The organism is Rhodococcus sp. NPDC059234, from assembly GCF_042754225.1.
Taxonomy (GTDB): domain Bacteria; phylum Actinomycetota; class Actinomycetes; order Mycobacteriales; family Mycobacteriaceae; genus Rhodococcus_G.
The window spans coordinates 1-23,954 of the sequence record NZ_JBHZAH010000080.1 but is presented as its reverse complement, the minus strand read 5'-3'; the positions used below and the strand labels follow the sequence as shown (position 1 = coordinate 23,954).

The 23,954-nt window shown below is 70.0% G+C and carries 21 protein-coding genes; 10 read left to right on the top strand and 11 right to left on the bottom strand.

Annotated features, from left to right (window positions below; genetic code table 11):
- The 3 genes from ACFXGJ_RS16835 to ACFXGJ_RS16825 all read left to right on the top strand — a co-directional run.
- On the top strand, window positions 1-1,089 hold a 1,089-nt coding region (locus tag ACFXGJ_RS16835), incomplete at its 5' end, for a lipase family protein (protein WP_378622061.1).
- 45 nt (window positions 1,090-1,134) lie between these two features.
- Window positions 1,135-1,932, top strand: a complete 798-nt coding sequence (locus tag ACFXGJ_RS16830; RefSeq protein ID WP_378622058.1) for a lipase family protein — start codon at window positions 1,135-1,137, stop codon at window positions 1,930-1,932.
- Between the two features lie 16 nt (window positions 1,933-1,948).
- Complete coding sequence (locus tag ACFXGJ_RS16825) at window positions 1,949-2,440, top strand: pyridoxamine 5'-phosphate oxidase family protein (RefSeq protein ID WP_378622056.1); 492 nt, start codon at window positions 1,949-1,951, stop codon at window positions 2,438-2,440.
- A 38-nt stretch (window positions 2,441-2,478) separates the two neighbouring features.
- Here ACFXGJ_RS16825 and ACFXGJ_RS16820 read toward each other — a convergent pair whose 3' ends face one another.
- The 8 genes from ACFXGJ_RS16820 to ACFXGJ_RS16785 form a co-directional block, all read right to left on the bottom strand.
- Window positions 2,479-4,011, bottom strand: coding sequence for a DUF222 domain-containing protein (locus ACFXGJ_RS16820; protein ID WP_378622053.1), 1,533 nt, complete (start codon window positions 4,009-4,011; stop codon window positions 2,479-2,481).
- A gap of 404 nt (window positions 4,012-4,415) precedes the next feature.
- Window positions 4,416-4,658 carry a helix-turn-helix transcriptional regulator gene (locus tag ACFXGJ_RS16815; RefSeq protein WP_378424956.1) on the bottom strand — a complete coding sequence of 81 codons (243 nt, stop codon included), beginning with the start codon at window positions 4,656-4,658 and terminating at the stop codon, window positions 4,416-4,418.
- A complete protein-coding gene (locus ACFXGJ_RS16810) occupies window positions 4,648-5,490 on the bottom strand; it encodes an ABC transporter permease (protein ID WP_378622050.1) in 843 nt (280 codons plus the stop codon). The genes ACFXGJ_RS16815 and ACFXGJ_RS16810 overlap by 11 nt, the downstream gene beginning before the upstream one ends.
- Entirely contained in the window at window positions 5,487-6,416 is a 930-nt protein-coding gene (locus tag ACFXGJ_RS16805) for an ABC transporter ATP-binding protein (RefSeq protein ID WP_378622047.1), read from the bottom strand. The genes ACFXGJ_RS16810 and ACFXGJ_RS16805 overlap by 4 nt, the downstream gene beginning before the upstream one ends.
- Before the next feature lie 124 nt (window positions 6,417-6,540).
- Window positions 6,541-7,302, bottom strand: coding sequence for a succinate dehydrogenase/fumarate reductase iron-sulfur subunit (locus ACFXGJ_RS16800; protein ID WP_378622044.1), 762 nt, complete (start codon window positions 7,300-7,302; stop codon window positions 6,541-6,543).
- Window positions 7,299-9,233: a fumarate reductase/succinate dehydrogenase flavoprotein subunit gene (locus tag ACFXGJ_RS16795; RefSeq protein ID WP_378622042.1), complete on the bottom strand. Its 1,935-nt coding sequence runs from the start codon at window positions 9,231-9,233 to the stop codon at window positions 7,299-7,301. Before ACFXGJ_RS16795 ends, ACFXGJ_RS16800 begins: the two co-directional genes overlap by 4 nt.
- Before the next feature lie 38 nt (window positions 9,234-9,271).
- Window positions 9,272-10,090, bottom strand: a complete 819-nt coding sequence (locus ACFXGJ_RS16790) for a hypothetical protein (protein WP_378622039.1) — start codon at window positions 10,088-10,090, stop codon at window positions 9,272-9,274.
- Complete coding sequence (locus ACFXGJ_RS16785; RefSeq protein WP_378622037.1) at window positions 10,087-10,371, bottom strand: hypothetical protein; 285 nt, start codon at window positions 10,369-10,371, stop codon at window positions 10,087-10,089. Before ACFXGJ_RS16785 ends, ACFXGJ_RS16790 begins: the two co-directional genes overlap by 4 nt.
- Before the next feature lie 87 nt (window positions 10,372-10,458).
- Between ACFXGJ_RS16785 and ACFXGJ_RS16780 the strand changes: the two genes are divergently transcribed.
- Window positions 10,459-11,724, top strand: a complete 1,266-nt coding sequence (locus ACFXGJ_RS16780; protein WP_378622034.1) for a cytochrome P450 — start codon at window positions 10,459-10,461, stop codon at window positions 11,722-11,724.
- Here the strand turns inward: ACFXGJ_RS16780 and bioD are convergent.
- The 3 genes from bioD to ACFXGJ_RS16765 form a co-directional block, all read right to left on the bottom strand.
- Window positions 11,675-12,394, bottom strand: a complete 720-nt coding sequence (gene bioD / locus ACFXGJ_RS16775) for a dethiobiotin synthase (RefSeq protein ID WP_378622031.1) — start codon at window positions 12,392-12,394, stop codon at window positions 11,675-11,677. The genes ACFXGJ_RS16780 and bioD overlap by 50 nt on opposite strands.
- A complete protein-coding gene (locus ACFXGJ_RS16770; protein ID WP_378622028.1) occupies window positions 12,391-13,530 on the bottom strand; it encodes an 8-amino-7-oxononanoate synthase in 1,140 nt (379 codons plus the stop codon). The genes bioD and ACFXGJ_RS16770 overlap by 4 nt, the downstream gene beginning before the upstream one ends.
- A gap of 63 nt (window positions 13,531-13,593) precedes the next feature.
- A complete protein-coding gene (locus ACFXGJ_RS16765) occupies window positions 13,594-14,898 on the bottom strand; it encodes an adenosylmethionine--8-amino-7-oxononanoate transaminase (RefSeq protein WP_378622024.1) in 1,305 nt (434 codons plus the stop codon).
- Window positions 14,899-15,116: 218 nt separating this feature from the next.
- On the opposite strand from ACFXGJ_RS16765, the gene ACFXGJ_RS16760 reads away from it, so the two are divergent.
- The 6 genes from ACFXGJ_RS16760 to ACFXGJ_RS16735 all read left to right on the top strand — a co-directional run bounded on the left by ACFXGJ_RS16760 (window position 15,117) and on the right by ACFXGJ_RS16735 (window position 23,894).
- The gene (locus tag ACFXGJ_RS16760) at window positions 15,117-17,180 is read left to right on the top strand and encodes an acyltransferase family protein (protein ID WP_378622021.1); all 2,064 of its coding nucleotides are present in this window, start codon (window positions 15,117-15,119) and stop codon (window positions 17,178-17,180) included.
- Between the two features lie 87 nt (window positions 17,181-17,267).
- Window positions 17,268-17,534 (top strand): putative quinol monooxygenase, encoded by a 267-nt coding sequence (locus tag ACFXGJ_RS16755; RefSeq protein WP_378622017.1) that lies wholly within the window; start codon window positions 17,268-17,270, stop codon window positions 17,532-17,534.
- Window positions 17,535-17,591: 57 nt separating this feature from the next.
- Complete coding sequence (locus tag ACFXGJ_RS16750) at window positions 17,592-18,497, top strand: alpha/beta fold hydrolase (RefSeq protein WP_378622013.1); 906 nt, start codon at window positions 17,592-17,594, stop codon at window positions 18,495-18,497.
- A gap of 49 nt (window positions 18,498-18,546) precedes the next feature.
- On the top strand, window positions 18,547-20,664 hold the full coding sequence (gene glgX, locus ACFXGJ_RS16745) for a glycogen debranching protein GlgX (protein ID WP_378622010.1): 2,118 nt from the start codon (window positions 18,547-18,549) through the stop codon (window positions 20,662-20,664).
- Window positions 20,665-20,666: 2 nt separating this feature from the next.
- Window positions 20,667-22,988 carry a malto-oligosyltrehalose synthase gene (gene treY / locus ACFXGJ_RS16740; protein WP_378622063.1) on the top strand — a complete coding sequence of 774 codons (2,322 nt, stop codon included), beginning with the start codon at window positions 20,667-20,669 and terminating at the stop codon, window positions 22,986-22,988.
- Window positions 22,989-23,084: 96 nt separating this feature from the next.
- Window positions 23,085-23,894, top strand: a complete 810-nt coding sequence (locus ACFXGJ_RS16735; protein WP_378622007.1) for a mycofactocin-coupled SDR family oxidoreductase — start codon at window positions 23,085-23,087, stop codon at window positions 23,892-23,894.
- Window positions 23,895-23,954: the final 60 nt, after the last annotated feature.

Genomic DNA, 23,954 nt, shown 5'->3' with positions numbered 1-23,954 from the left:
GTGGCCGCGGCGACGCTGACCTTGGCCGTGCCCGCCGCCGCGACACCGGCCGACGCGGCGGAACCGGGCACCGTGATCTCGACGCGGCCGCTGCCCCGCACGTCCTGGATCCCCGGCGCCGCAGCCGGATCCGCGCTCAGCTACCGGACCCTCGGCCCCGGCGACGCCACGGCCACCAGCACCGGGGCGATGTTCGTGCCGCCGGGCACTCCCCCGCCCGGCGGATGGCCGGTGGTCTCCTGGGCGCACGGAGCGGTCGGGATCGCGGATGCCTGCGCACCGACGGTGACCGGGAAGATCGGCGGCCCCTACCTGGGGCGCTGGCTGGCCCAGGGGTACGCGATCGTCGCGACGGACTACGTCGGCCTCGGCACGCCGGGAGTTCACCCCTACCTGGACGGACGGTCGGAGGCGCACGCGGTGATCGACATGGTCCGGGCCGCGCGCAGCGTCGAGCCGGACCTGTCGCCCCGGTGGGTGAGCCTCGGTCAGTCGCAGGGCGGGCAGGCGGCGATGGTCACCGCGACGATCGCCACGTCGTACGCCCCCGAACTCGACTACCGCGGCACCGTCGGACTCGGCGTCCCGTCGAACATCGAGAACCTCGCGCCCCTCGGCGGCCCGCTGTTCCCGCCGCTGCCGCTGACCGGTACCACCGTGTTCATCTCCTACCTGCTGGCCGGTCTGCGGGCGACGCGACCGGATGTCGACGTCGACTCGTACCTGAGTCCGCGAGGGCGGCAGGTGCTCGCGCAGGCCGAGCAGCTCTGCTACGAGGAGGCGGCCGCGGCGTTCGGCGACACCCCGATCGGTGCGCTGTTCTCCCGGCAGCTCGACGAACCCGTCCTGGCCGCAGCCCGTGAGATGCTCGCGATTCCACTCCGCGGCTACGACCGCCCGCTGTTTCTCGGCCAGGGCCTGTTCGACACGATCGTGCCCGCGCCGCTCACGATGAAGCTGGCCGCGGACCTGGCCGGAGCGGGGCAGCGGTTCACCTTCCGGGTGTACCCGGAGGGACACCTCGAGACGATGCTCGCATCGGAACCCGAGGCCAACGCGTTCGTGCGGAATCTGTTCGCTCCCAGGTGATCTGGTTCCGCGCGGTCGATCCACCTGTACGAGGAGGAGTCGAACATGACGCTCGATCCGCTCGACCCGACGACGGCAGTGGTCCTCGGACCGTTCATCGCCGCCGCGTACGACCAGTTCCGCAACCACCCGAACGACCTGAACCCGGCGGCGGTCCCGCTGCCTCCCGGTTACACGCTGCTACGCACCATCCAGATGAGCGACTTCCTGGTGGGACCGCCGGCGCCCCGGTTCTACGGCTTCCTCGCCGTCGGTGGCACCCCGCCGATACAGGTGATCGCGTTGCGCGGCACCGTCACCGCGACCGAATGGTTCGACGACCTGCACTGGGATCCGGTGCCCTTCGCACCGGTCGCGAATGCCGGCAAGGTCGCCGAGGGCTTCTTCGACATCTACGACACGATGACGACGATGACGCCCGGACAGCCGGGGACCTCGGCCGGGATCGCTGGAATCGCCGCCGCCGCCGATCCCGCGTTGCCGCTCGTGGTGACCGGCCACAGCCTCGGCGGGGCCCTGACGAGCATGCTGGTGCTCGACCTGACCGCGAACACGTCACTGAAACCGCAAGCGTGGACGTTCGCGTCCCCGAAGGTCGGCGACGCCGCGTTCGCGGCCCGGTACGCGAGCGTGAGCACTGTGTCGTGGCGGATCTACAACATCCCCGACCCGGCGCCGCTCATCCCGATCGACCCCGACGGGAACTACCAGCACGTCAACGCCGCGTACGCGGTCAACTCGCTGACCTACGCGCGGTGGAGCGTCGGGTGCGCGCACGAGATGAACACCTACCTGCACGGTCTCAACCCCGTGATCCCGCTCGACCCGGGCTGCCGGCCGTGACCCGGGGGCATTCGAGATGACCGCCTGGCAGGAGTTCACCACGGCCGCACCGCACGTCGCCGCCGTGTTCGGCCGCCGGCACGCCGCTACCGGGCGCCTGTGCCTGCTCGCGACTCTGCGCTCGGACGGGTTCCCGCGGATCAGCCCGATCGAGCCGACGGTGTTCGAGGGCGAGATGTGGATCGTCGGCATGCCCGGCACCACCAAGTTCCGCGACCTGCGCCGCGACCCCCGCTTCTGCCTGCACACCGCCACGGTGGACGCCACGGCCGGTGACGGCGACGCGAAACTGTGGGGCACCGTCCGCGACATCCAGGATCCCGACCTGCACCGACGCTTCGCCGAGGACCTGTTCGAACGAACCGGATTCGACCTACGGGGCAAGGAGTTCCGGCCGTTCTACGCCGCCGACATCACCGGCGCGTCCGCGGTGGAGATCAACGACGGCCACCTGGACATCACGATCTGGCGACCGGGCGAGGCCGAACGAATCGTGCGCAAGCACTGAACCGGCTGCGACCCCGCGCGGAGTCACGCGACGGGGCGTCAGGGCACCTCGCCGTCCGCCTTCGGGTGTTCTCGGCCGAGGCCGGTGTCGCCGCGACTGCAGCGCCGTCGCCACTCGCGAAGCTCGGCATCCCGGCGGGCACGGTGATGCCTCAGCGCCTCGGCCACAACCCGGTCGAGGTGGTGGCGGTTATTCACCCGCGGCGTGCGGTCGGGGTCGATGTGCGGCGGCGGGATCCACTCGGTGCGACCCGGATGCGCGGATTCGGTTGGTGCTGTGCGGGTTCGCCACCCACCTGGTCCGTCGTGAACGAGGGCGTGGCAGCGGTCGCAGGCGAGGTCCTCGTTCGTGATGTCTGTACGTCCGCCGTCCTTCCAGTCGGTGACATGGTGAACTGCGGTGAGCGTGGCGGGCGCGTCACAGCCGGGTCGCGTGCAACCGCGGGAGGCGGCGACCAGCGCGAGACGCTGATCCGGCGACGCCAACCGTTTGGACCTACCCAGATGCAGCGGCCGGCCGGAGTGGTCGAACACCACGAGGACCGGATGCGCATGCTCGGCCATCCGGAGCGCATCCCGGACGGGGACGACGCCACCGGACGCGGTGGTCACCACCCCTGTCGCCTCCTCGAGCTGCCGGACCGTCAAGGTGACGATCGCCGTCACCGGCAGACCCCGATGACTGCCCAGTACCCCCGACGACAGCAACTGGCGCAACGCTGCTTTCAGCGCGTCGTGGTTGCGTTGCACCGCGGTCCGGGTGTCCCGGGCCGCGGCCTTTGCGAGTGCGTCCCGGTCGAGGTGCTCGTATTCCACATCGCCCGAGGGCGATGTCGGGTTGTCGGGATCGTTCATGCCGGGCCGGGCGAGCTTCGCGAGGACCGGCTCGAGCAGCGCCCGGGCCTCCGGGTCCAGCAACCCTGAGATCGGCGTCATGAGATCCGAATCCTGCTGCCCGATGCGCAGGCCGCGGCGCCGCCTGCGGTCCCGCTCGTCCGGAGCGGCACCGTCTGGGTTCAGGTGCGCGAGCAGGTGCAATCCGACCTTCGTCACGTCCTCCGGCGGCATCGTGCGGGCACTCTCCGCGAGAATCTGCTCGGCAACGGCAATTTCGTCGAACCCGGTGCCGTGCGGGATCTTGCGCATCGTCTTCGCGATCGGCGCGACGTGGTCCGGCCCGACCGCGCCCTCGCGCACTGCCCGAGCGGTCGCCGGCAACACCGGATCCATGGATTCACCCGCGGACGTGTGCCAGGTACCGATCTTCTGCGCCCCCTTCACCCGTCGCGCGGCGTCGGCCCCGGAAATGCGCAACGTACTGGTCAGGAATTCGTTCACCGACCGGCAGTCGAGAGCGCCCGGGATCGACCGCTCCACCGTCTCCACGATCAGCCGGTACCCCACCGCCGACGCCCTCCGAAGCGACGTCTCCAGCCGTCGCATGGCCTCGACCACCGCTTCGTCGGACAACCCGGACAGGTGCACCGAGAGCAGGCCCTCGACCGCGGCGCCGAGCGCGGCCAGGTGGCACTCCACCTGCCCTGCGCCCCCACCCCCGCGAGTAGAACTCATGTTCGAATTCTACTTCGGGGCACCGACAAGAAGTGGGGACGGATTGCAATGAAGGAGTCGGGCTACGTCGATGCCGACGGCGCAGCCCTGTCGATCGACTACTCCCGGTGCGACACCTCCGAGTACGACGCGGCCTGGGAGCAGCGACCCGACGAGACTCTCGCCCAGTACGAAATTCGTCGGGACACCCTGGACAGCGCACACGAACGCGTGTGGGCCGACTGCCTGCGCGCCGAGGGCGCGGACCACTTCGAGATCGCGTACCACCCCGTCGGCCTGCTGCGCCGCTTCCAGGTGACGGAAGCGGCACTGGCCCTGGCACTCTCGGCCCTGTTGCTCGTCCCGTCGTTGTGGGCGCTGCGCAGGCTGCGCCCTGACGCCATCGCGACAGCGCCCCGGTCCACTCAGGCCGTCTCGGCGGCCGACCCCAGCCGGGGGAAGGGATCGGTGGAGAACACGACCTCGACCGCCACCTCGAAGTACGCGGCGATCCGCAGGGCGAGGTGCAGGCTGGGGCTGTACTCGCCGCGCTCGAGGTAGCCGACGGTCTGATAGTGGACACCCAGCGCCTCGGCCAGTTCGCGCCGCGAGATGCCCCGCTCGGCGCGGAGCATCGCGATGCGGTTGTAGATGACCTCAGAAGGCACGCTGCATCGCCTTGTCCCGCCGCGCGGCCATGCTCGATCCCGATTCGTGACGTGCCATGCGTCGCAACACTACCGGCGCGATCAGCAGCCCCGCGACCGCCCAGACGCCCAGCACGGCAGCGGTCTCGAGGTGCCGCCAGGACTGGTCGATCTCGATCACGACCGCTCCATCGGGCAGCAACGCCGAACGCATGCCGAGGCCGAGCCAGTACATCGGGAACGCCTGGCCGACCGCTTGCAGCCAGCCCGGCAGCGCGGTGATCGGGTAGAAGATGCCCGAGACGGCGATCAGTCCCATCAGCGGCATCGTCAGCAGGAAGGCCGACCGGGTGTCGAGGACGCTGCCCAGGATCGCGCCGACCGGCAGCACGGCCAGCAGACCCAACGCCACCACCCAGACGAACGTCGCCACCGCGCCCGGTCCGGCCAGTGACGAGCCGCCGATGATCACCACACCCACACCGAGCACGACGAGCACCTGCACGACCACCGAGCCGGCGGTGGCCACGATCTTGCCGACAAAGTAGCCGACCATGCCCTTCGGCACCGCCTTGGCGCGCAGCAGCGTGCCGTCCTCACGGTCCAGCACCAGCACGTTGAGCAGCGCGTACATGCCGTTGAACGCGATGATGCTGCCGAGCAGACCAGGCACGGCGAGTTCGGCGACGGACAGCCCGCTGTCGCCGTACATCCGGCCGCGCAGCAGGAACAGCACGCCGAGCGCGATGGCCGGGGTGAGGAACTGGCCGATCAGGTCCGGGCCGTTGGTGTACAGCTGCCGCAGCTCGATTCCGCCGCGGGCGAGACCGGCTCGGGTGGCAGTGGCGCTCATCGGGTGACCTCCGCGAGGGTGTGGACCGGCTCGGCGGCTTCGCCGGACTCGGCGCGCCGGACCAGCGTCATGTAGGTGTCTTCCAGCGAGGCACGGCGTACCTCGAGGTCGCCGATGCTCTCGCCGTGCTGCTTGAACAGCTCGTGCACGAACTTGGTCGACTCGGTGGTGGTGTGGACGAAACGCTGCCCGTCGGCGGTCCAGCTCACCTGGGCCTCGCCTGCGATCGACCGGGCCAGCTCGTCGGGCGAGCCGTCGGCGATGATCCGGCCGCCGGCCAGGATCAGGATCCGATCGGCCAAGATCTCGGCCTCGTCGAGGTCGTGCGTGGTCAACAGCACGGTGGTGTCCTCGAGGTCGGCGAGCCGGTGCACCAGGTCGTGGAAGTCGCGTCGCGCCGCCGGGTCGAAGCCCGCGGTCGGCTCGTCCATGAACAGCAGCTCGGGCCTGCCGACGACACCGATCGCCACGTCCAGCCTGCGCCGTTGACCACCGGACAGCGTGGCAATCTTGGCATCCGCATGGTCGGTGAGACCGACCAGCTCGATGAGTTCGTCGGTGTCCCATGGGCGCTGGATCCGAGCGGTGGAGTACGGGCCGTAGTACGTGCCGAGATGGGCGAGCAGCTCGCGCACCCGCCACTTCGCATGGTCGCGCCAGGACTGCAGGACGACGCCGATCCGGGCGCGCCAGTGTTCGTCGCCGTGTTCCGGGTCGACACCCAGGACGGCGACCCGCCCGGCCGACCGGGTGCGGAAACCCTCCAGGATCTCGATGGTGGTGGTCTTGCCGGCCCCGTTGGGTCCGAGCATGACGAGCACCTCCCCCCGTCGCGCGTGAAAACTCACGTCACGCAACACATCCGTCGTGTCGTAACGCATTCGCACTGAGTCGACGTCGAGAACAACCCCGCCGCTCGAAGTCATGAGCCCTCCCAAGTCATCGGTCTTCGATGATTTGTAGCATACCTACTACATACTGACGCGGCAATGCTTCGCCTGTCGCACGAGAGGATGCGGGCCGAGAAGTAGGTGCGGCGCAGACGGATCCTCACGCGCCGCCGCGACCTCGCCGAAACAGCTTGTTGCCCAACCACACCACGGGGTCGTAGCGACGGTCCACGACGCGCTCCTTCATCGGGATCAGCGCGTTGTCGGTGATGTGGATGCCCTCGGGACACACCTCGGTGCAGCACTTGGTGATGTTGCACAGTCCGAGACCCTGCTCGGTCTGGGCGACGTCGCGACGGTCGGCGACGTCGAGGGGATGCATCTCGAGCTCCGCGATCCGCATCAGGAACCGCGGCCCCGCGAAGGCCTCCTTGTTGTCCTCGTGATCGCGCACCACGTGGCAGGTGTTCTGACACAGGAAGCACTCGATGCACTTGCGGAACTCCTGCGAGCGCTCTACGTCCACCTGTGCCATTCGGTACTCCCCCGGCGCCAGTTCCGGTGGCGGCGTGAAGGACTGGATCTCGCGGGCCTTGGCGTAGTTGAAGGACACGTCGGTCACCAGGTCGCGGATCACCGGGAACGAACGCATCGGGGTCACCGTGACGACCTCGTCCGGTTCGAACGTCGACATCCGCGTCATGCACATCAGCCGCGGCCTGCCGTTGACCTCCGCAGAGCACGACCCGCACTTGCCCGCCTTGCAGTTCCACCGCACCGCCAGGTCCGGCGCCTGCGTGGCCTGCAGCCGGTGGATGATGTCGAGGACCACCTCGCCCTCGTTCACCTCGACGGTGTAGTCGCGCAGGTCGCCGCCATCGGTGTCGCCGCGCCACACCCGAAATGCCGCCTGGTAGCTCATCGCTCCTCCGCCTTCCCGGGGTGCTCGGCGAGTTCGGCGTCCGTGAAGTACTTCGCGACCTCGGCGAAGTCGAAGAGCGCGAACAGGTCCGGGCGCATCGGAAGTTGGGGCTCGGGTGCGACGCTGACGTCGGGGACGACGCGGCCACCGCTGTCTGCGCCGCCGACGAGGCTGCAGACCAGCAACGTGTCACGCCACGACGGATCCATCGCGGGGTGGTCGTCGCGGGTGTGCCCGCCGCGACTCTCGGTGCGCAGCAGCGCGGCCTTCGCGACGCACTCGCTGACGAGGACCATGTTGCGCAGGTCGACCGCCAGGTGCCAGCCTGGGTTGAACTGTCGGTGCCCCTCCACGGTCACCGACTCGATGCGGTGCCGGATCTGTTCGAGCTTGCCGAGCGCGGAGCGGATCTCCGCGTCGGTGCGGATGATCCCGACGAGATCGTGCATCGACTGCTGCAGTTCCAGGTGCAGGGTGTACGGGTTCTCCGCAGGCGCACCCTCCGGGGGCGGGTCGAACGGCGCCAGCGCCATCGCCGCGGCGGCGTCGACGTCGTCCTGCGCGACCTGCGGCCTGCCGGTGAGGGATTCGACGTAGGTGGCGGCGCCGAGCCCGGCGCGGCGCCCGAACACCAGCAGGTCCGAGAGCGAATTGCCACCGAGCCGGTTGGAACCGTGCATCCCTCCGGAGCACTCCCCTGCCGCGAACAGTCCCGGGACACTGGACGATCCGGTATCCGGGTCCACCTCGATGCCACCCATCACGTAGTGACAGGTCGGCCCGACCTCCATCTGTTCCTTGGTGATGTCGACGTCGGCAAGTTCGAGGAACTGGTGGTGCATCGACGGCAGCCGCCGCACGATCTCCGCGGCCGGCATCCGGGACGCGATGTCGAGGAACACCCCGCCGTGCTCGGTGCCGCGGCCGTTCTTGACCTCCGAGTTGATCGCCCGGGCCACCTCGTCCCGGGGCAGCAGGTCCGGGGTGCGCCGGGCACTGTCGTTGTCCTTCAGCCACTGATCGGCCTCGTCCTCGGTCTCGGCGTACTGACCCTTGAACACCGGCGGGATGTAGTCGAACATGAACCGCTTGCCGTCGGAGTTCTTCAGTACTCCCCCGTCGCCGCGCACCCCCTCGGTGACCAGGATCCCCTTCACGCTCGGCGGCCACACCATGCCGGTCGGGTGGAACTGGATGAACTCCATGTTGATCAGCTGTGCGCCGGCGCGCAGCGCCAGCGCGTGGCCGTCACCGGTGTACTCCCACGAGTTCGAGGTCACCTTGTAGGACTTGCCGATTCCGCCGGTGGCCAGCACGACCGCGGGCGCGGTGAACAGGACGAACCGCCCCGACTCCCGCCAGTACCCGAACGCGCCGGCGATCGCGCCGTCGGCCCGCATCAGCTCGGTGATCGTGCACTCGGCGAACACCTTGATCCGCGCCTCGTAGTCACCGGTCTCGGCGAAGTCCTCCTGCTGCAGCGACACGATCTTCTGCTGCATGGTGCGGATCAGCTCGAGTCCGGTGCGGTCGCCGACGTGCGCGAGCCGCGGGTAGGTGTGCCCGCCGAAGTTGCGCTGGCTGATCCGGCCGTCGGCGGTGCGGTCGAACAGCGCGCCGTAGGTCTCGAGTTCCCACACCCGGTCCGGGGCCTCGCGCGCATGGAGTTCGGCCATCCGCCAGTTGTTGAGGAACTTGCCGCCGCGCATGGTGTCCTGGAAGTGCACCTGCCAGGAGTCCTTGGAGTTGGCGTTGCCCATCGCCGCCGCGCAGCCGCCCTCGGCCATCACGGTGTGCGCCTTGCCGAACAGCGATTTGCACACCACCGCCACGCGCAGGCCACGCTGACGGGCCTCGATCACCGCCCGCAGTCCGGCGCCACCCGCCCCGATGACCACCACGTCGTAGTCGTGCCGCTCCACCTCGGCCACCGGCGCTCCCCTCTGTCAGGATCGATTGGCAAACTCCGTCAATTCACGAACCGCAGGTCCGAGATCGTCCCGCTGGCGACGAGCATGATGTAGAAGTCGGTGATCATCAGCGTGGCGAGCGTGGTCCAGGCCAGCTGCATGTGCCGCGTGTTGAGCCGACTGACCCAGGTCCACAACCGGTACCGCACCGGATGCGCGGAGAAATGCTTGAGCCGCCCGCCCGTGACGTGCCGGCACGAGTGGCACGAGACGGTGTAGGCCCACAGCAGGACGACGTTGACGACAATGATCACGTTGCCGAGGCCGAATCCGAATCCGCCTGTGCTGCCGTGGAATGCCAGGACCGCGTCGTAGGTGTTGATCACCGACACGACCAGCGCGGCGTAGAAGAAGTACCGGTGCGAATTCTGCACGATCAACGGCAGTCGCGTCTCGCCGGTGTACCGGGAGTGCGGTTCGGCGACCGCGCACGCGGGCGGCGCCAGCCAGACCGACCGGTAGTAGGCCTTGCGGTAGTAGTAGCAGGTGAGCCGGAAACCGAGCAGGAACGGCAGCGACAGGAAGGCCAGCGGAATCCACATCGGCAGCTCGCCCACCCACACCCCGAAGTGATTCGAGCCGGGGGCGCACGACGCACTGACGCACGGCGAGTAGAACGGCGTCAGGTAGTGGTACTGGTCGACCCAGTACGCGGTCCGCACGAAGGACCGGACGGTCGCGTACACCACGAAGACCGCCAGGCCCAGCGCGGTCAGCAGCGGCGGGCGCCACCACAGATCCGTTCGCAGCGTGCGCGCCGCGATGGCGGCGCGGGCGGGCGAACGGACCCCGGTCGTCGATCTCGCCGGCGCGCTCACCGCTCGTGCGGGTGACCGCCGACGCCTTCGTCGTCAGCGCCCTGCCACAGCGACTGGTCGTACGGCCCCTCCGGCACCGCGACCCGCTCCGCCGCGGTCACCGGATGGGCCAGGCGCGGCGGCGACTCGTCGAGGTCGCTCGCGTCGATGCCGAGCCGTTCCACGTCGTTGGCGAGCCGGCGGACCGCCGACGCGTCCCCGTACATGGTCCGCAACGAACCCACGCACTGGCGCAGGTGACCGATCGTGCGGTGCAGCTCCATCATTTCGCTGGTGGACATTCGAACCTCCAACCACAGATGATGTGATGGCTCTCACAGTACGGCAGATGTTTTGCACGCGCGTGCGATCCGAAGGGACACGAGACGATGCCGGAACAAACCGTCGCGACCGGTCCGGACCTCCCGGAGGGCTTCGACTTCACCGATCCCGCCATGTACGCGGGCGGGGTCCCGCACGCCGAACTGGCCGCACTGCGGCGCAGCTGCCCGGTGTGGTGGAATCCTCAGCCGCCCGGCATCGGCGGCTTCCGCGACGAGGGGTACTGGGTGGTGACCCGGCACGCCGACATCCGGGAGGTCTCCCGCGACAGCGCCCTGTTCTCGAGTTGGCGAAACGGCGCCCTGGTCCGACTGCGGGACAACATCGACGACGAGACATTCGAGATGCAGCGGCTGATCATGCTGAACAAGGACGCACCCGAACACACGACGCTGCGCAAACTGGTGGCACGCGGGTTCACTCCTCGCGCGATCGAGAACCTGCGCGCAGCGCTCACCGACCGGGCCGAACGCATCGTCGCCGCCGCCGCCGCGCACGAGCGCGGCGACTTCGTCACCGAGGTCGCCGCCGAACTGCCGCTGCAGGCCATCGCCGAACTCATCGGGGTGCCGCAGGAGGACCGCGGCAAGCTGTTCGACTGGTCGAACGACATGATCGGCGACGACGACCCCGACTACGACCTCGACCCGCTCGAAGCGGTCTCGCAGCTCCTCGGGTACGCGTACGGGATGGCGGACGACCGTCGCCGCTGTCCGGCAGACGACATCGTGACGACCCTGGTCCAGGCGGATGTCGACGGCAATCGGCTCACCCCGGAGGAGTTCGGCTTCTTCGTCGTGCTGCTCGCCGTCGCGGGCAACGAAACCACGCGAAACGCCATCACCCACGGCATGATCGCCTTCCTCGACCACCCCGACCAGTGGGAGCTGTTCAAGCGCGAGCGACCGGCCACCACGGCCGACGAGATCGTCCGCTGGGCGACTCCCGTGACGGCGTTCCAGCGCACCGCCACCGCCGACACGACCCTCGGCGGGCAGCAGATCCGGGCCGGCGACCGAGTCGCGATGTTCTACGCGTCGGCGAACTTCGACGAGGCGGTCTTCGACAATCCGAACACCTTCGACATCACCCGGGACCCGAATCCGCACCTGGGATTCGGCGGGTCGGGGGCGCACTACTGCCTTGGCGCGAACCTGGCGCGGCTCGAGATCGACCTGATCTTCGGCGCGATCGCCGACCACCTCCCGGACATCACCCGACTCGGCGATCCCCAGCGACTGCGGTCGGGCTGGCTCAACGGGATCAAGCGGTTCGAGGTCGCGTACGGATCGGGATGCCCAGTGCGGCACTGAGCGCCTCGTGGTCGAGCCAGTCCGCTGCCGCCGCGGCAAAGTCGTCGCGGTCGAGGCGGCCCGAGCCCTCCGGAATCGAACCGAGCACGGGCACGCCGGTCACCTCCGCGAGTTCGCCGAGGTTGCACCTGCTCGCCAGGTCGGGCTGCGCGGGCCACGACCCGATCACCGCTCCCACGCACTCCACCCCGGCCTGCCGGGCCGCGGCCACGGTCAGCGCGCTGTGGTTGAGGGTGCCCAGTCCCGCCGCCGCGACCAGCACCATCGGCGCCTGCATGTCGGCGGCCAGATCGGCGAGGGTGAACCCACCGGCACCGAGACGTACGAGCAGTCCACCGGCCCCCTCGACGAGAGTCAGGTCGTGTGAGGCATCGAGATCGCGGACCGCTGCGACCACGGCACCGCGCTCGAGCAGCGGCATGCCGGCCCGCCGCGCGGCGGTGTCGGGAGCCAGCGGCTCCGGGTAGCGGGCCAGTTCGACGACGTCGGTGACCCCCGAAAGACGTTGCACCTCGTCCAGATCCCCCGCCTCACCGGCGGCGATACCGGTCTGGGCGGGCTTGCACACGGCGACCGTGCGCCCCGCCGACCGGGCCAGCGCGGCGAGCGCGGCCGTCGCGACGGTCTTGCCGACATCGGTCGAGGTGCCGGTCACGCAGATCACCGTCATGTGTGGGCCGCCGCGAGCACGTCTGTGAGCACCGACTCGATCACACTCATGTCCGAGTCGGTGAGGTCGGCGCGGGCGGTCAGCCGCAGCCGCGACGTGCCCTCGGGGACGGACGGCGGGCGGAAGCACCCGACGTGCAGACCACGCTCGCGACAGGCCTGGGCGGCGTCGTAGGCGACCTGCGGGTCGCCGAGGATCACCGACACCACCGCGGACTGCGGCTCCGCCGCGCCGGTGATGCGGGCGAGATCGCGGCCGCGGTCCAGCACCGCGGCGGCTCGTTCGGGTTCGCGGCGCAGCACCGCGAGCGCACCCCGCGCGGCACCGACCGCGGCCGGCGCGAGCCCGGTGTCGAAGATGAACGTGCGGGCAGCGTCGATCAGGTGCGCCCGGACCCGCTCGTCGCCGAGGACGACACCACCCTGGGCGGCAAGGGATTTCGACAGGGTGGCGGTGACGACGACGTCGGGCTGTCCGGCGAGACCGACCTCGTGGACCAGCCCGCGGCCGCCGACGCCGCGAACCCCGACACCGTGCGCCTCGTCGACGAGAAGCAGTGCGCCGTGCTCGCGGCACACCCGGTGCAGCGCCCGCAACGGAGCGAGGTCGCCGTCGGCACTGAAGACCGAGTCCGTCAGCACGAGCGCCCTGGCCTCGGTGCGGGAGGCGAGGGCGGCGGCCACCGCGTCGACATCCGCGTGCGGGGTGACCACGACCCGCGAGCGCGACAACCGGCAGGCGTCGACCAGCGAGGCGTGGCAGCCGGCGTCGGAGACGATCAACGCGTCGCGGCCGGCGAGCGCGGTGACGGCACCGAGATTGGCGGCGTAGCCGCTGGCGAACACCAGTCCGGATTCGGCGCCGACGAAATCGGCGAGCTCGCGTTCGAGCAGTTCGTGTTCGGAGGTGGTGCCGGTGACCAGCCGCGAGCCGGTGGCGCCGCCGCCCCAGCGGCGCAGTGCGGTCGCCGCGGCGTCGAGCACCTCGTGGTGCCGGACCAGTCCGAGGTAGTCGTTGGAGGCGAGGTCGACGAGCGCCGAACCGGGAGTGCGTGCCCGCAGGGTGCGTCGCAGGCCGGCGGCGCGGCGCGCGTCGGCGATGTCGTCGAGCCAGCTCAGTACCTGATCGTGTCCCACGACTGCGCACCATACGCCGTTACTTGAACGGTGTTCAAGTAACGGCCGCGGGCACCCGGGCCGTCACAAGGCCTGACTGCGCGCGGCCGCGACCATCCCTGCCGTGATCGCCGCGACGTCCGCCTGCGTGGCGACGTACGGCGGCATCGCATAGATCAGCTTCCCGAACGGCCGCAGCCACACCCCGGCGGCGACGGCCGCGTCGGTGGCCGTGCGCATGTCCACTGGCCGTGCCATCTCGATCACCCCGATCGCCCCGAACGTCCGCACATCCGCGACGCCGGGCAGCGCCCGGGCCGGCGCCAGCCCGGCCTCGAGTCCCTCGTGCACGGCCGCCACCTCCGACCGCCAGTCCCGCGAGAGCAGCAGCTGCACCGCGGCGACCGCGACCGCGCACGCCAGCGGGTTCCCCATGAAGGTCGGCCCGTGCATGATCCCGCCGGCCTCCCCGGCACTGATCGCCGCCGCCACCTCCGACGTGCACAGGGTGGCGGCGAGGGTCATGTACCCGCCGGTCAGCGCCTTCCCGACACACATCACGTCGGGCGAGACGCCCGCGTGGTCGGCGGCGAACAGTTCGCCCGTGCGGCCGAATCCGGTGGCGATCTCGTCGAAGACCAGCAACAGGTCGTGCTCGTCGGCCAGACGCCGCAGCTCGCGCAGGTAGCGCGGGTCGTGGAAGCGCATGCCACCGGCGCCCTGCACGACCGGCTCGACGACGATCGCCGCGAGCTCTTCGCGGTGTGCGAGCAGCACCGCCTCGAACTCGGCGACGTAGCCGGGGTCGAACTCGCGCGGCGGCGCGGGCGCAAACACCTGCCGGGTCAGCACGTCGGTCCACAGCGCGTGCATGCCGCCGTCCGGGTCGCAGACGCTCATCGGCGCGAAGGTGTCGCCGTGGTAGCCGCCTCGCCAGGTCAGCAGTCGGGTGCGCTCGGGGTGACCGATCGCCCGCTGGTACTGCAGGCACATCTTGACCGCGACCTCGACGGACACCGAGCCGGAGTCGCAGAGGAACACCTTGTCCAGCCCGGCCGGGGTGATCCGGACCAGCAGTTCGGCGAGCCGGGCGGCCGGTTCGTGGGTCAGTCCGCCGAACATGACGTGACTCATCTTCCCGAGCTGTTCGGCGGCCGCGGCGTCGAGCACGGGGTGCCGGTAGCCGTGCACCGCCGCCCACCACGAGCTCATCCCGTCGACGAGTTCGCGGCCGTCGGCGAGGGTGAGGCGGGTGCCTCGGGCGCTCTCGACCACCAGCGGCTCGGTCGAAGCCGGGAAGGCCCCGTACGGATGCCAGAGGTGTTCGGCGTCGATGGCCGAGATGCGGTCCGGCGAGTAGCGCTCGGTGTTCGTGGACTCGATGCTCACGCGGCTCGACGATAGCGACCACCCGAGATTCTGCCCACGCCAGGCACCCGATCCACCCGACCGGGTGACGCCCTCGTCGACCGTCCGAGAGCGCCGATCGGCGTGCCCGGCGCACACATTCGTTGTTGTGACGTTCATCCGGGGTTCACCCGGTAGCGTGCTGGCTCGTCCTCGCCGATGCGAACCGACCAGTCCGTCACCACTCCCGAGAGGACAGCGTGCCAGCCCGTACCACCGACCGATCTCTCGTCGGTCGAGCACACTCCGCACCGCTCCCCGCACCGGCCCATCGCACCGATCTCGACGGTCTTCGGGGGCTGGCCATCGGCCTCGTCGTCGCCTACCACGTGTGGCTCGGTCGGGTGTCGGGCGGCGTCGACATCTTCCTCACGTTGTCGGGGTACTTCTTCGTCGGAACTCTCCTGAGGACTGCCGAGTCGACGCTGCGCCTGGACCCACAGCCGGTCGTGCGACGCGTCGCACGCAGGCTGCTGCCCCCGCACGTGGTCGTCCTCGCGGCGACCGTCGGGTTCACCGTGGCGGTCCATCCCGCGACGATGTGGTTCGACACGGCCAGGCAGACCGTCGCGTCCCTGCTGTTCTTCCAGAACTGGCATCTGGCGGACACCGCGAGCGACTATCTGGCTGCGGACCCGGCGGTCAGTCCGCTGCAACACCTGTGGTCCATCTCGGTGCAGGGGCAGTTCTATCTCGCGGCCACCCTGGTGGTATTCGCGGTTGCCTGGTTCCAGCGGTCCCGCGGGCGGTCGATCCGCGCCGCGGTCGCCGTCGTCCTCGTCGGCCTCGCGGCCGTGTCATTCACCTACGCAGCGACGAGCTCGCTGCCTCAGACCTGGCTGTACTACGACACCGGTGCCCGGCTGTGGGAACTGCTCGCGGGCGGACTGCTCGCCTGCGTCGCGTCCCGGCTGCGGGTTCCGCGGGCCCTGCGGTCGACGCTCGCGGTTGCCGGCCTCGCGATCGTCCTCGCGTGCGGACTGCTGATCGACGGACGATCCGAGTTCCCCGGCCCCTGGGCGCTCGTCCCCGTCGGCGCGGCGCTCGCGCTGATCGTCGCCGGGGCGCAGGGCGCCGTGGGACCGGCGACTCGCCTGTTGACGTCGGCTCCGCTTCTGCGACTCGGCGCGATCGCGTACTCGCTGTACCTGTGGCACTGGCCGATACTCATCGGCTATCTCGTCGTCGATCACCGACCGACGGCCGGACTGGCAGGCGGCGCCGTCGTCATCGCCGTATCGCTCGTGCTCGCGGAGCTGACCACCCGGCTGATCGAGACGCCGATCAGGCGACCGCCGTCCACGGCCGACCGACGACGGCCCGCACTGGTCACGGCGGTCTCGCTGGTCGCGGTGGCCCTGTTCGTGGGGTCAGCGAGCTGGGCAGGGTACGTCGACCGCTTGACCGAGCAATGGGCGCAGCAGACCGAGCTCGATCCGGCACGCTATCCGGGCGCGGCCGCGCTCACCTCCGGTGCCGCGGTGTCGGTGCGCAGCGAGCAGCCCTCTCGCTATGTCGCGCACGCCGACCTGCCGGCCACCACGCTCGACGGATGCATGTCCCAGCCCGGCCAGGTCGACGCCCTCACCTGCACGTACGGCGAGGTGGACGCGCAGCGGAGCATCGCCCTCATCGGCGGATCGCACGCGGAGCACTGGCTTCCCGCGCTCGACGCCCTCGGCCGGGAGCATCATTTCCGGGTCGAGACCTTCGTCAAGGTCGGCTGCCCGGCCAGACTTCCGGCGGGTCCCGACGACGGCATCGGCGAGTGCGAGGACTGGACGTTCGGTGTTCTCGACGCCCTGTCCGCCGCTCCCCCCGACTTCGTGTTCAGTACCTCGACACGGCCCCGGGACGACGCACCCGGTGACTACCTGCCCGACTCCTACGTCGCGCTGTGGCAGGAGTTGGACGGTCGCGGACTGTCGTTCGTCGGGGTTCGAGACACGCCGTGGCTGGCGCGGGACGGCGTCGGTTACCGCGCCGCCGACTGCCTCGCCCATCGCGGCGGCGACGCCACCTCCTGCGGTGTCGATCGCGCCTGGGCGCTCGACCCGCTCGACCCGGCGCGGATCCAGGTGGCACGACTACCGTCGATGCACCTGCTCGACCTGTCCGACGCCGTGTGCCGCGGCGACCGCTGCCGAGTCGTCGAGGGCAACGTGCTGATCTACCGCGACGCGAACCACCTCACCGCCAGCTACGCGCGCACGCTCGCGCCCGAGCTCGGACGCCAGCTCGGCGCGGCGATCGGATGGTGGTGACGTCGCCAGGCTCGCACCACCGATGATTCTCGGCAGTCCGGGAGGTCACATTCCCTGGACATACTCGACGACACCTGGAGGCCGGCCATGATTCTCGTTGCGGGCGCACTGCACATCGAACCGGCGGGACGCACCGCCTATCTCGACGGCTGCGCCGAGGTCGTCGCGCAGGCCCGGGGCACCGAGGGTTGCCGGGACTTCGCACTGTCCGCGGACCTACTCGACCCGAGCCGGATCAACGTCTTCGAGTGCTGGGACACGGAGGCACAGTTGCAGCGTTTCCGCGGGTCCGGACCGAACTCGGGCCAGCAGGAGGCAATTCTGCGCGCGGACGTCCACGAGTACCGGGTGTGAATCGCGGACGCACCCGTCGAACCGTGCGGCGTCCGTCGGGTGATCTATCGTGCAGCGATGAGTGCACCCCGCGAAGGCCGGATCGACCTGGAGACGGTGTCGCTCGCGACGCTCGAATGGGGGCCGCAGGACGGCCCGCTCGCGCTGTGCCTGCACGGGTATCCCGACACCGCGTGGACGTGGCGCCATCTCGGCCCGACCCTGGGCGAGCGCGGGTGGCGCGTGATCGCGCCGTTCACCCGCGGCTACGCCCCGTCGTCGATACCGACGGATCGCAACTTCCACATCGGCGCGCTGATGGACGACGCCGTGGGGATCCACGCCGCGGTAGGCGCCGGCGACGGCGCCGTGGTCATCGGACACGACTGGGGCGCGCTGACCTCGAACGGCCTGGCGGCACATCCCGATTCGCCGTTCCGGCGCGTCGTGTCGCTGGCTGTGCCACCGACACCGGCCTTCCTCCCCCGCCGGTCCCCGTCGGAGATCCTCGCTCAGCCGCTGCTCCTCGCCACCCAGCTGCCGAAGAGCTGGTACATCGCGTTCAACCAGATACCCCGCGTGTCCGAACGCTCACTCGACCGCCTCGTCCCGCACCTGTGGCGCCGTTGGTCGCCCTCCTACGACGCGGGCGAGGACCTCGAACACGTTGCGGCGGCACTGAAGACAACCACACATCGGGCGGCGGCTCTCGGCTACTACCGCGCCGCGATGCGGCCGGGCTCACGGCTGCCGGAGCGATACCGCCGCTGGCAGTCGGCCGCGATGCAGGCACCGACCGTGCCGACGCTCTACCTGCACGGCGACGACGACGGGTGCATCACGCCGCGATACGCGGACCGCGCACGGGCAGTCATGCCCCCGGGCAGCCGGGCAGAACGGATCGCCCGTGCGGGACACTTCCTGCAGCTCGAGCGGCCGGAGACCGTGAACCGGATGGTGCTCGACTTCGTCGACGAAGACTGATCACCGCGACCGGAGAGGACCATCCGCCGCCGACCGCTAGGGTCGAGTCATGGCACAGCCCGCGAACGAACCGCTGCGGCGTTCCGCGCCCACGGTCTGGCCCGGCAGCGCCTACCCGCTCGGCGCCACTTACGACGGCGCGGGCACCAACTTCTCGCTGTTCTCCGAGGTCGCCGACGCGGTGGAGCTGTGTCTGATCGACCGCGACGGCAGCGAGGTCCGGGTCCCGCTGACCGAAGTGGACGGCCACGTGTGGCACGCGTACCTGCCGACCGTGGTGCCGGGTCAACGGTACGGCTACCGGGTGCACGGCCCCTTCGACCCGGAAGCCGGGCACCGCTGCGACCCGAGCAAGCTGCTGCTGGACCCGTACGGGAAGGCCTTCGACGGCAGTTTCGACGGGGATCCGTCACTGACCACGCTCGGCGCGGACACCTTGGGCCACACCATGACCACGGTGGTGATCAACCCGTACTTCGACTGGGCGTCCGACCGTGCGCCGAAGCGGCCCTACCACGAGACGGTGATCTACGAGGCGCACGTCAAGGGCATGACGGCCACGCATCCCGGTGTGCCGGAAGAACTTCGGGGTACCTACGCCGGCCTGGCTCACCCGGCGGTCATCGACCACCTGACCTCTCTCGGCGTCACCGCGATCGAACTGATGCCGGTCCACCAGTTCATGCACGATCAGATCCTGCTCGACCAAGGGTTGCGAAATTACTGGGGCTACAACACCTTCGGGTTCCTGGCTCCGCACGTCGAGTACTCGTCCGCCGCGAAGGCCAGCGGTGCGGTCGCCGAGTTCAAGGCGATGGTCCGAGCGTTCCACGCGGCGGGCATCGAGGTGATCCTCGACGTGGTCTACAACCACACCGCCGAGGGCAACCACGACGGGCCGACGATCAGCTTCCGCGGTATCGACAACGCCGCCTACTACCGGTTGGTCGACGGCGAACCCGAGCACTACATGGACTACACCGGCACCGGCAACAGTCTCAACGCCCGGCATCCGCACACACTGCAGTTGATCATGGACTCGCTGCGGTACTGGGTGACCGAGATGCACGTGGACGGATTCCGATTCGACCTCGCCTCCACCCTCGCGCGGGAACTGCACGACGTGGACCGCCTCTCCGCGTTCTTCGACCTGGTGCAGCAGGATCCGGTGGTCAGCCAGGTGAAGTTGATCGCCGAGCCGTGGGACGTCGGCGAGGGCGGCTACCAGGTCGGCAACTTTCCCGGCCTGTGGACCGAGTGGAACGGCAAGTACCGCGACACCGTCCGTGACTACTGGCGCGGCCAGCCGGCGACGTTGGGCGAGTTCGCATCCCGCCTGACCGGGTCGTCGGACCTGTACGAGTCCACGGGGCGGCGCCCCAGCGCGAGCATCAACTTCGTCACCGCGCACGACGGCTTCACCCTCACGGACCTGGTGTCCTACAACGAGAAACACAACCAGGCCAACGGGGAGGACAACAAGGACGGCGAGAGCCACAACAGGTCCTGGAACTGCGGCGTCGAGGGCCCAACCGACGACCCGGCCGTCCTCGAACTACGCGCCCGGCAGCGGCGCAACATCCTCGGCACCCTGATGCTCAGCCAGGGCACCCCGATGCTCGCGCACGGCGACGAGATCGGTCGCACCCAACTGGGCAACAACAATGTCTACTGCCAGGATTCGACGCTGTCGTGGATGGACTGGTCGCTCGCGGAGTCGAACGCGGACCTGCTGGAGTTCGCCCGCCGCGCCATCGCGCTGCGCACCGCGCATCCCGTGTTCCGGCGCAGGCGATTCTTCGAGGGCAGGCCGACCCGGTCCGGTCAGCAGGCCCGCGATATCGCCTGGCTCACGCCGTCCGGGGTGGAGATGACCCCGGAGGACTGGGGCAGCGGATTCGGCAAGTCGCTGGCCGCCTTCCTCAACGGCGACGCCATCGCCGAGCCGAACGGCCGAGGCGAGCGGGTCGTGGACGATTCGTTCCTGCTCTGCTTCAACGCCCACGACGAGGCGCTGGAGTTCACCGTTCCCGGCGACGACGACGCGCATTGGGTGACCGTGCTCGACACCGCAACTCCGACCGGGCAGTCCGACGAGGTCGTCGGCTCCGGCGCGAGCGTGAAGGTCGAGGCCCGCGCCCTGACCGTGCTGCGCCGGGTGAGGTGAGCGTGCAGCCGATCAACGCCACGTACCGGCTGCAACTTCGGGCGGACACGCTGACCCTCGACGACGCGCGCGGGCTCGTCGACTATCTCGACGACCTCGGCGTCTCGCACCTGTACCTGTCGCCGCTGCTGACCGCCGCGGACGGTTCCACACACGGTTACGACGTCACCGACCCGACCACCGTCTCGCCGGGGCTCGGCGGCCGGAAGGCCCTGGTGGCGTTGGTGTCCGAGCTGCGCCGACGCGGAATGGGCGTAGTGGTGGACCTGGTCCCCAACCACGTCGGAATCGCCGATGCGCGACAGAACCGTTGGTGGTGGGACGTGCTGACGCACGGCCGCGACTCGGAGTACGCCTCGTACTTCGACATCGACTGGCACCGTGCCCGATTCGCACTGCCGGTGCTCGGCGACGACGGTCTGGCCGCGGTCGTGATCGACGACGACGGCCCCGAGCCGATGCTCGCCTATCACGAGCACCGCTTCCCGATCGCCCCCGGCACCGAGGGCGACGACCCGCTCCGGGTACACGGCCGCCAGGCCTACGAGCTGGTGCACTGGCGGTCGGGCCAGGTGGGCTACCGCCGCTTCTTCACCGTGAACTCCCTTGCCGCCGTGCGTCAGGAAGATCCGGAGGTGTTCGCCGCGACCCACCGCGAGCCGGCGTCCTGGTTCGCAGAGGACCTGGTCGACGGAGTACGCGTCGACCATCCCGACGGACTGTCCGACCCGGCCGACTACCTGGCCCGACTGCGCGGCCTCCTCGGCCCGAACCGCTGGCTGGTGATCGAGAAGATCCTCTCCCCAGGCGAACCCCTCGACCCCGCACTGCCGGTGGACGGGACCACCGGATACGACGCACTCGCCGAGTTCGGCGGGGTGTTCGTCGACCCCTCCGGCGCCGAGGAACTCGGCCGCCTGCATGCCGAACGCGCCGGCGACCCCGGCGACGCGCCGGGACTCGCCAGAAGCGAACACGAACTCAAGCAGGAGGTACTGCGCACCGCGCTGATCCCGGAGGTGCACCGGCTCGTTCGCGCGGCACGTCGCGAGGGCGGCACCACGGAAGACGACGCGGCGTTGACCCGCGCGGTCGTCGCCGCCGTCGCCGAGGTGCCCGCCTACCGCACCGACTACGGCCCGCTCGCCGGCGCGCTCGGCGCGGCACTCGCGCGCGCGGCGAAGTCCGATCCGACTCTGGCCGAGCCGCTGTCGGCGCTGACCGGGGCAGTCCTCGCGAACGGCGAGGCCACCGCCCGGCTGCAGCAGGTGTGCGGCGCGGCGATGGCCAAGGCCGTCGAGGACCGATTGTTCTACCGCACCGCGCGACTGGTGTCGACGCAGGAGGTCGGCGGCGATCCGGGCGCCTTCGCCGTCCCCGTCGCCCAGTTTCACCTGGCGCAGGCCGAGCGGGCGCGCCGGTGGCCGGCCGCCATGACGACCCTGTCCACCCACGACACCAAGCGCGGGGAGGACGTGCGCGCCCGCATCGGGGTGCTCTCCCAGGTCCCGGAGTCCTGGTCGGCGGCGGTGGCCGAATGGGAGCTCACGACCCCCAGCCCGGACGGCGCAACCGGATTGTTTCTGTGGCAGAACATGTTCGGCGTGTGGCCGACGGAGGGCAGGCCCGACGCCGAGCTCCGGCGCAGGCTGCACGAGTACGCCGCGAAGGCGGTCCGCGAGGCCGGCGTGCACACCTCCTGGGAGCGAGTGGACGAGGCCTTCGAGGCGCGGGTGCACGGATGGCTGGACGCGGTGTTCGACGGCCCGGTGGCGGAATCGATGTCGACGCTCGTGCGCCGCCTCGCCCCGCACGGCCGGGCGGTCGGGTTGGGCCAGAAACTGCTCCAGCTCACCGCTCCGGGCGTTCCCGACGTGTACCAGGGCACCGAACTGTGGGAGGACTCCCTGGTCGACCCGGACAACCGCCGCGGCGTCGACTTCGACGTCCGCCGCAGGCTGCTCGCCGCGGTCGACCCGGACACCGCGGCCGTCGAATCCGCGAAGCTGCTGGTGGTTCGGGAAGCACTGCGCGCGCGCCGTGAACGCCCGCACAGCTTCGTCGGCGGCGGCTACCGGTCCGTGTTCGCCGACGGCCCGGCCGCCGCGCACCTCGTCGGGTTCGCCCGTGGCGAGGACGTGATCGCCGTCGCGACGCGACTGACGGTCGGCCTGGCCGAACGCGGCTGGCAGGGCACCGTGCTGCACCTGCCGCCCGGAACCTGGTCGGAGCGACTGCACGGCCGGCGCGCGAGCGGCGCCGTCGAACTCGAGGCCCTGTTCGCGCGACGCGGGGTAGCGCTCTTCGTGCGCGAGCGCCAGTGACGTTCCACTGGCCGAGACATTTCGGCACACGATGACGAATCACCACCTAACGTGACGGGAGACACAGTTCACGACGCACGCGAAGGAACTCCGCACATGGGCAATCGGTTCGAGGGCAAGGTCGCATTCATCACCGGCGCAGCGCGCGGTCAGGGCAGGGCCGAGGCGGTCAAGTTCGCCTCCGAGGGCGCGAACATCATCGCCCTCGACGCATGCACGAAGTTCGCCTCGACCCCCTACGAGGGTGCCACCGAGGAGGATCTGGCCGAGACCGTCCGCCTCGTCGAGGAGCAGGGCCGCAAGATCGTGGCGACCAAGGCCGACGTCCGCGACTTCGCCGCCGTCACCGCCGCACTGGACGCGGGCCTCGAGGCGTTCGGTCGCCTCGACGCCGTGGTCGCCAACGCGGGCATCTGTTCGGCCGCGCTGTCCTGGGAGATCACCCCGGAGCAGTGGCAGGAGACCATCGACGTCAACCTGACCGGCGCGTTCTACACCTGCAAGGCCGCCATCCCCAAGCTGATCGAGCAGGGCGAGGGCGGCGCCATCGTCCTGACCAGCTCGGTCTCGAGCCTCAAGGGCGCCCCGTTCTTCGGTCACTACGTCGCCAGCAAGGCCGGCATGGCGGGCCTGACCCGGACCATGGCCAACGAGCTGGGCATGCACAAGATCCGGGTGAACAGCGTGCACCCGTACGGTGTGGCGACCGGAATGGTCATGTCCGATGTGCTCCCGCTGATGGAGCGATTCGCCGAGACCCTCGCCCCCGCGTTCATGCCCTCGCTGCCCTACGGCTTCAGCGAGCCCGAGGACGTCGCGAACGTCGTCGCGTTCCTCTGCTCCGAGGAGGCGCACCACATCACCGGCATCAACATGCCGATCGATCTGGGCAACGCCGCCCGCTGACGCGGCCGAGCGGCAACGCCGCATCGTCGACGTCCGCCGAGCCGCCGACCGGAACCCGTT

What these genes read in the sequence shown, in the direction of transcription:
- ACFXGJ_RS16800 (WP_378622044.1), bottom strand. Translation starts at nt 7,302, where the DNA reads ATGAGCTACCAGGCGGCATTTCGGGTGTGGCGCGGCGACACCGATGGC.
- ACFXGJ_RS16750 (WP_378622013.1), top strand. Translation starts at nt 17,592, where the DNA reads ATGAGTGCACCCCGCGAAGGCCGGATCGACCTGGAGACGGTGTCGCTC.
- glgX (WP_378622010.1), top strand. Translation starts at nt 18,547, where the DNA reads ATGGCACAGCCCGCGAACGAACCGCTGCGGCGTTCCGCGCCCACGGTC.
- ACFXGJ_RS16755 (WP_378622017.1), top strand. Translation starts at nt 17,268, where the DNA reads ATGATTCTCGTTGCGGGCGCACTGCACATCGAACCGGCGGGACGCACC.
- bioD (WP_378622031.1), bottom strand. Translation starts at nt 12,394, where the DNA reads ATGACGGTGATCTGCGTGACCGGCACCTCGACCGATGTCGGCAAGACC.
- ACFXGJ_RS16820 (WP_378622053.1), bottom strand. Translation starts at nt 4,011, where the DNA reads ATGAGTTCTACTCGCGGGGGTGGGGGCGCAGGGCAGGTGGAGTGCCAC.
- ACFXGJ_RS16780 (WP_378622034.1), top strand. Translation starts at nt 10,459, where the DNA reads ATGCCGGAACAAACCGTCGCGACCGGTCCGGACCTCCCGGAGGGCTTC.
- ACFXGJ_RS16830 (WP_378622058.1), top strand. Translation starts at nt 1,135, where the DNA reads ATGACGCTCGATCCGCTCGACCCGACGACGGCAGTGGTCCTCGGACCG.
- ACFXGJ_RS16785 (WP_378622037.1), bottom strand. Translation starts at nt 10,371, where the DNA reads ATGTCCACCAGCGAAATGATGGAGCTGCACCGCACGATCGGTCACCTG.
- ACFXGJ_RS16825 (WP_378622056.1), top strand. Translation starts at nt 1,949, where the DNA reads ATGACCGCCTGGCAGGAGTTCACCACGGCCGCACCGCACGTCGCCGCC.
- ACFXGJ_RS16805 (WP_378622047.1), bottom strand. Translation starts at nt 6,416, where the DNA reads ATGACTTCGAGCGGCGGGGTTGTTCTCGACGTCGACTCAGTGCGAATG.
- ACFXGJ_RS16735 (WP_378622007.1), top strand. Translation starts at nt 23,085, where the DNA reads ATGGGCAATCGGTTCGAGGGCAAGGTCGCATTCATCACCGGCGCAGCG.
- ACFXGJ_RS16810 (WP_378622050.1), bottom strand. Translation starts at nt 5,490, where the DNA reads ATGAGCGCCACTGCCACCCGAGCCGGTCTCGCCCGCGGCGGAATCGAG.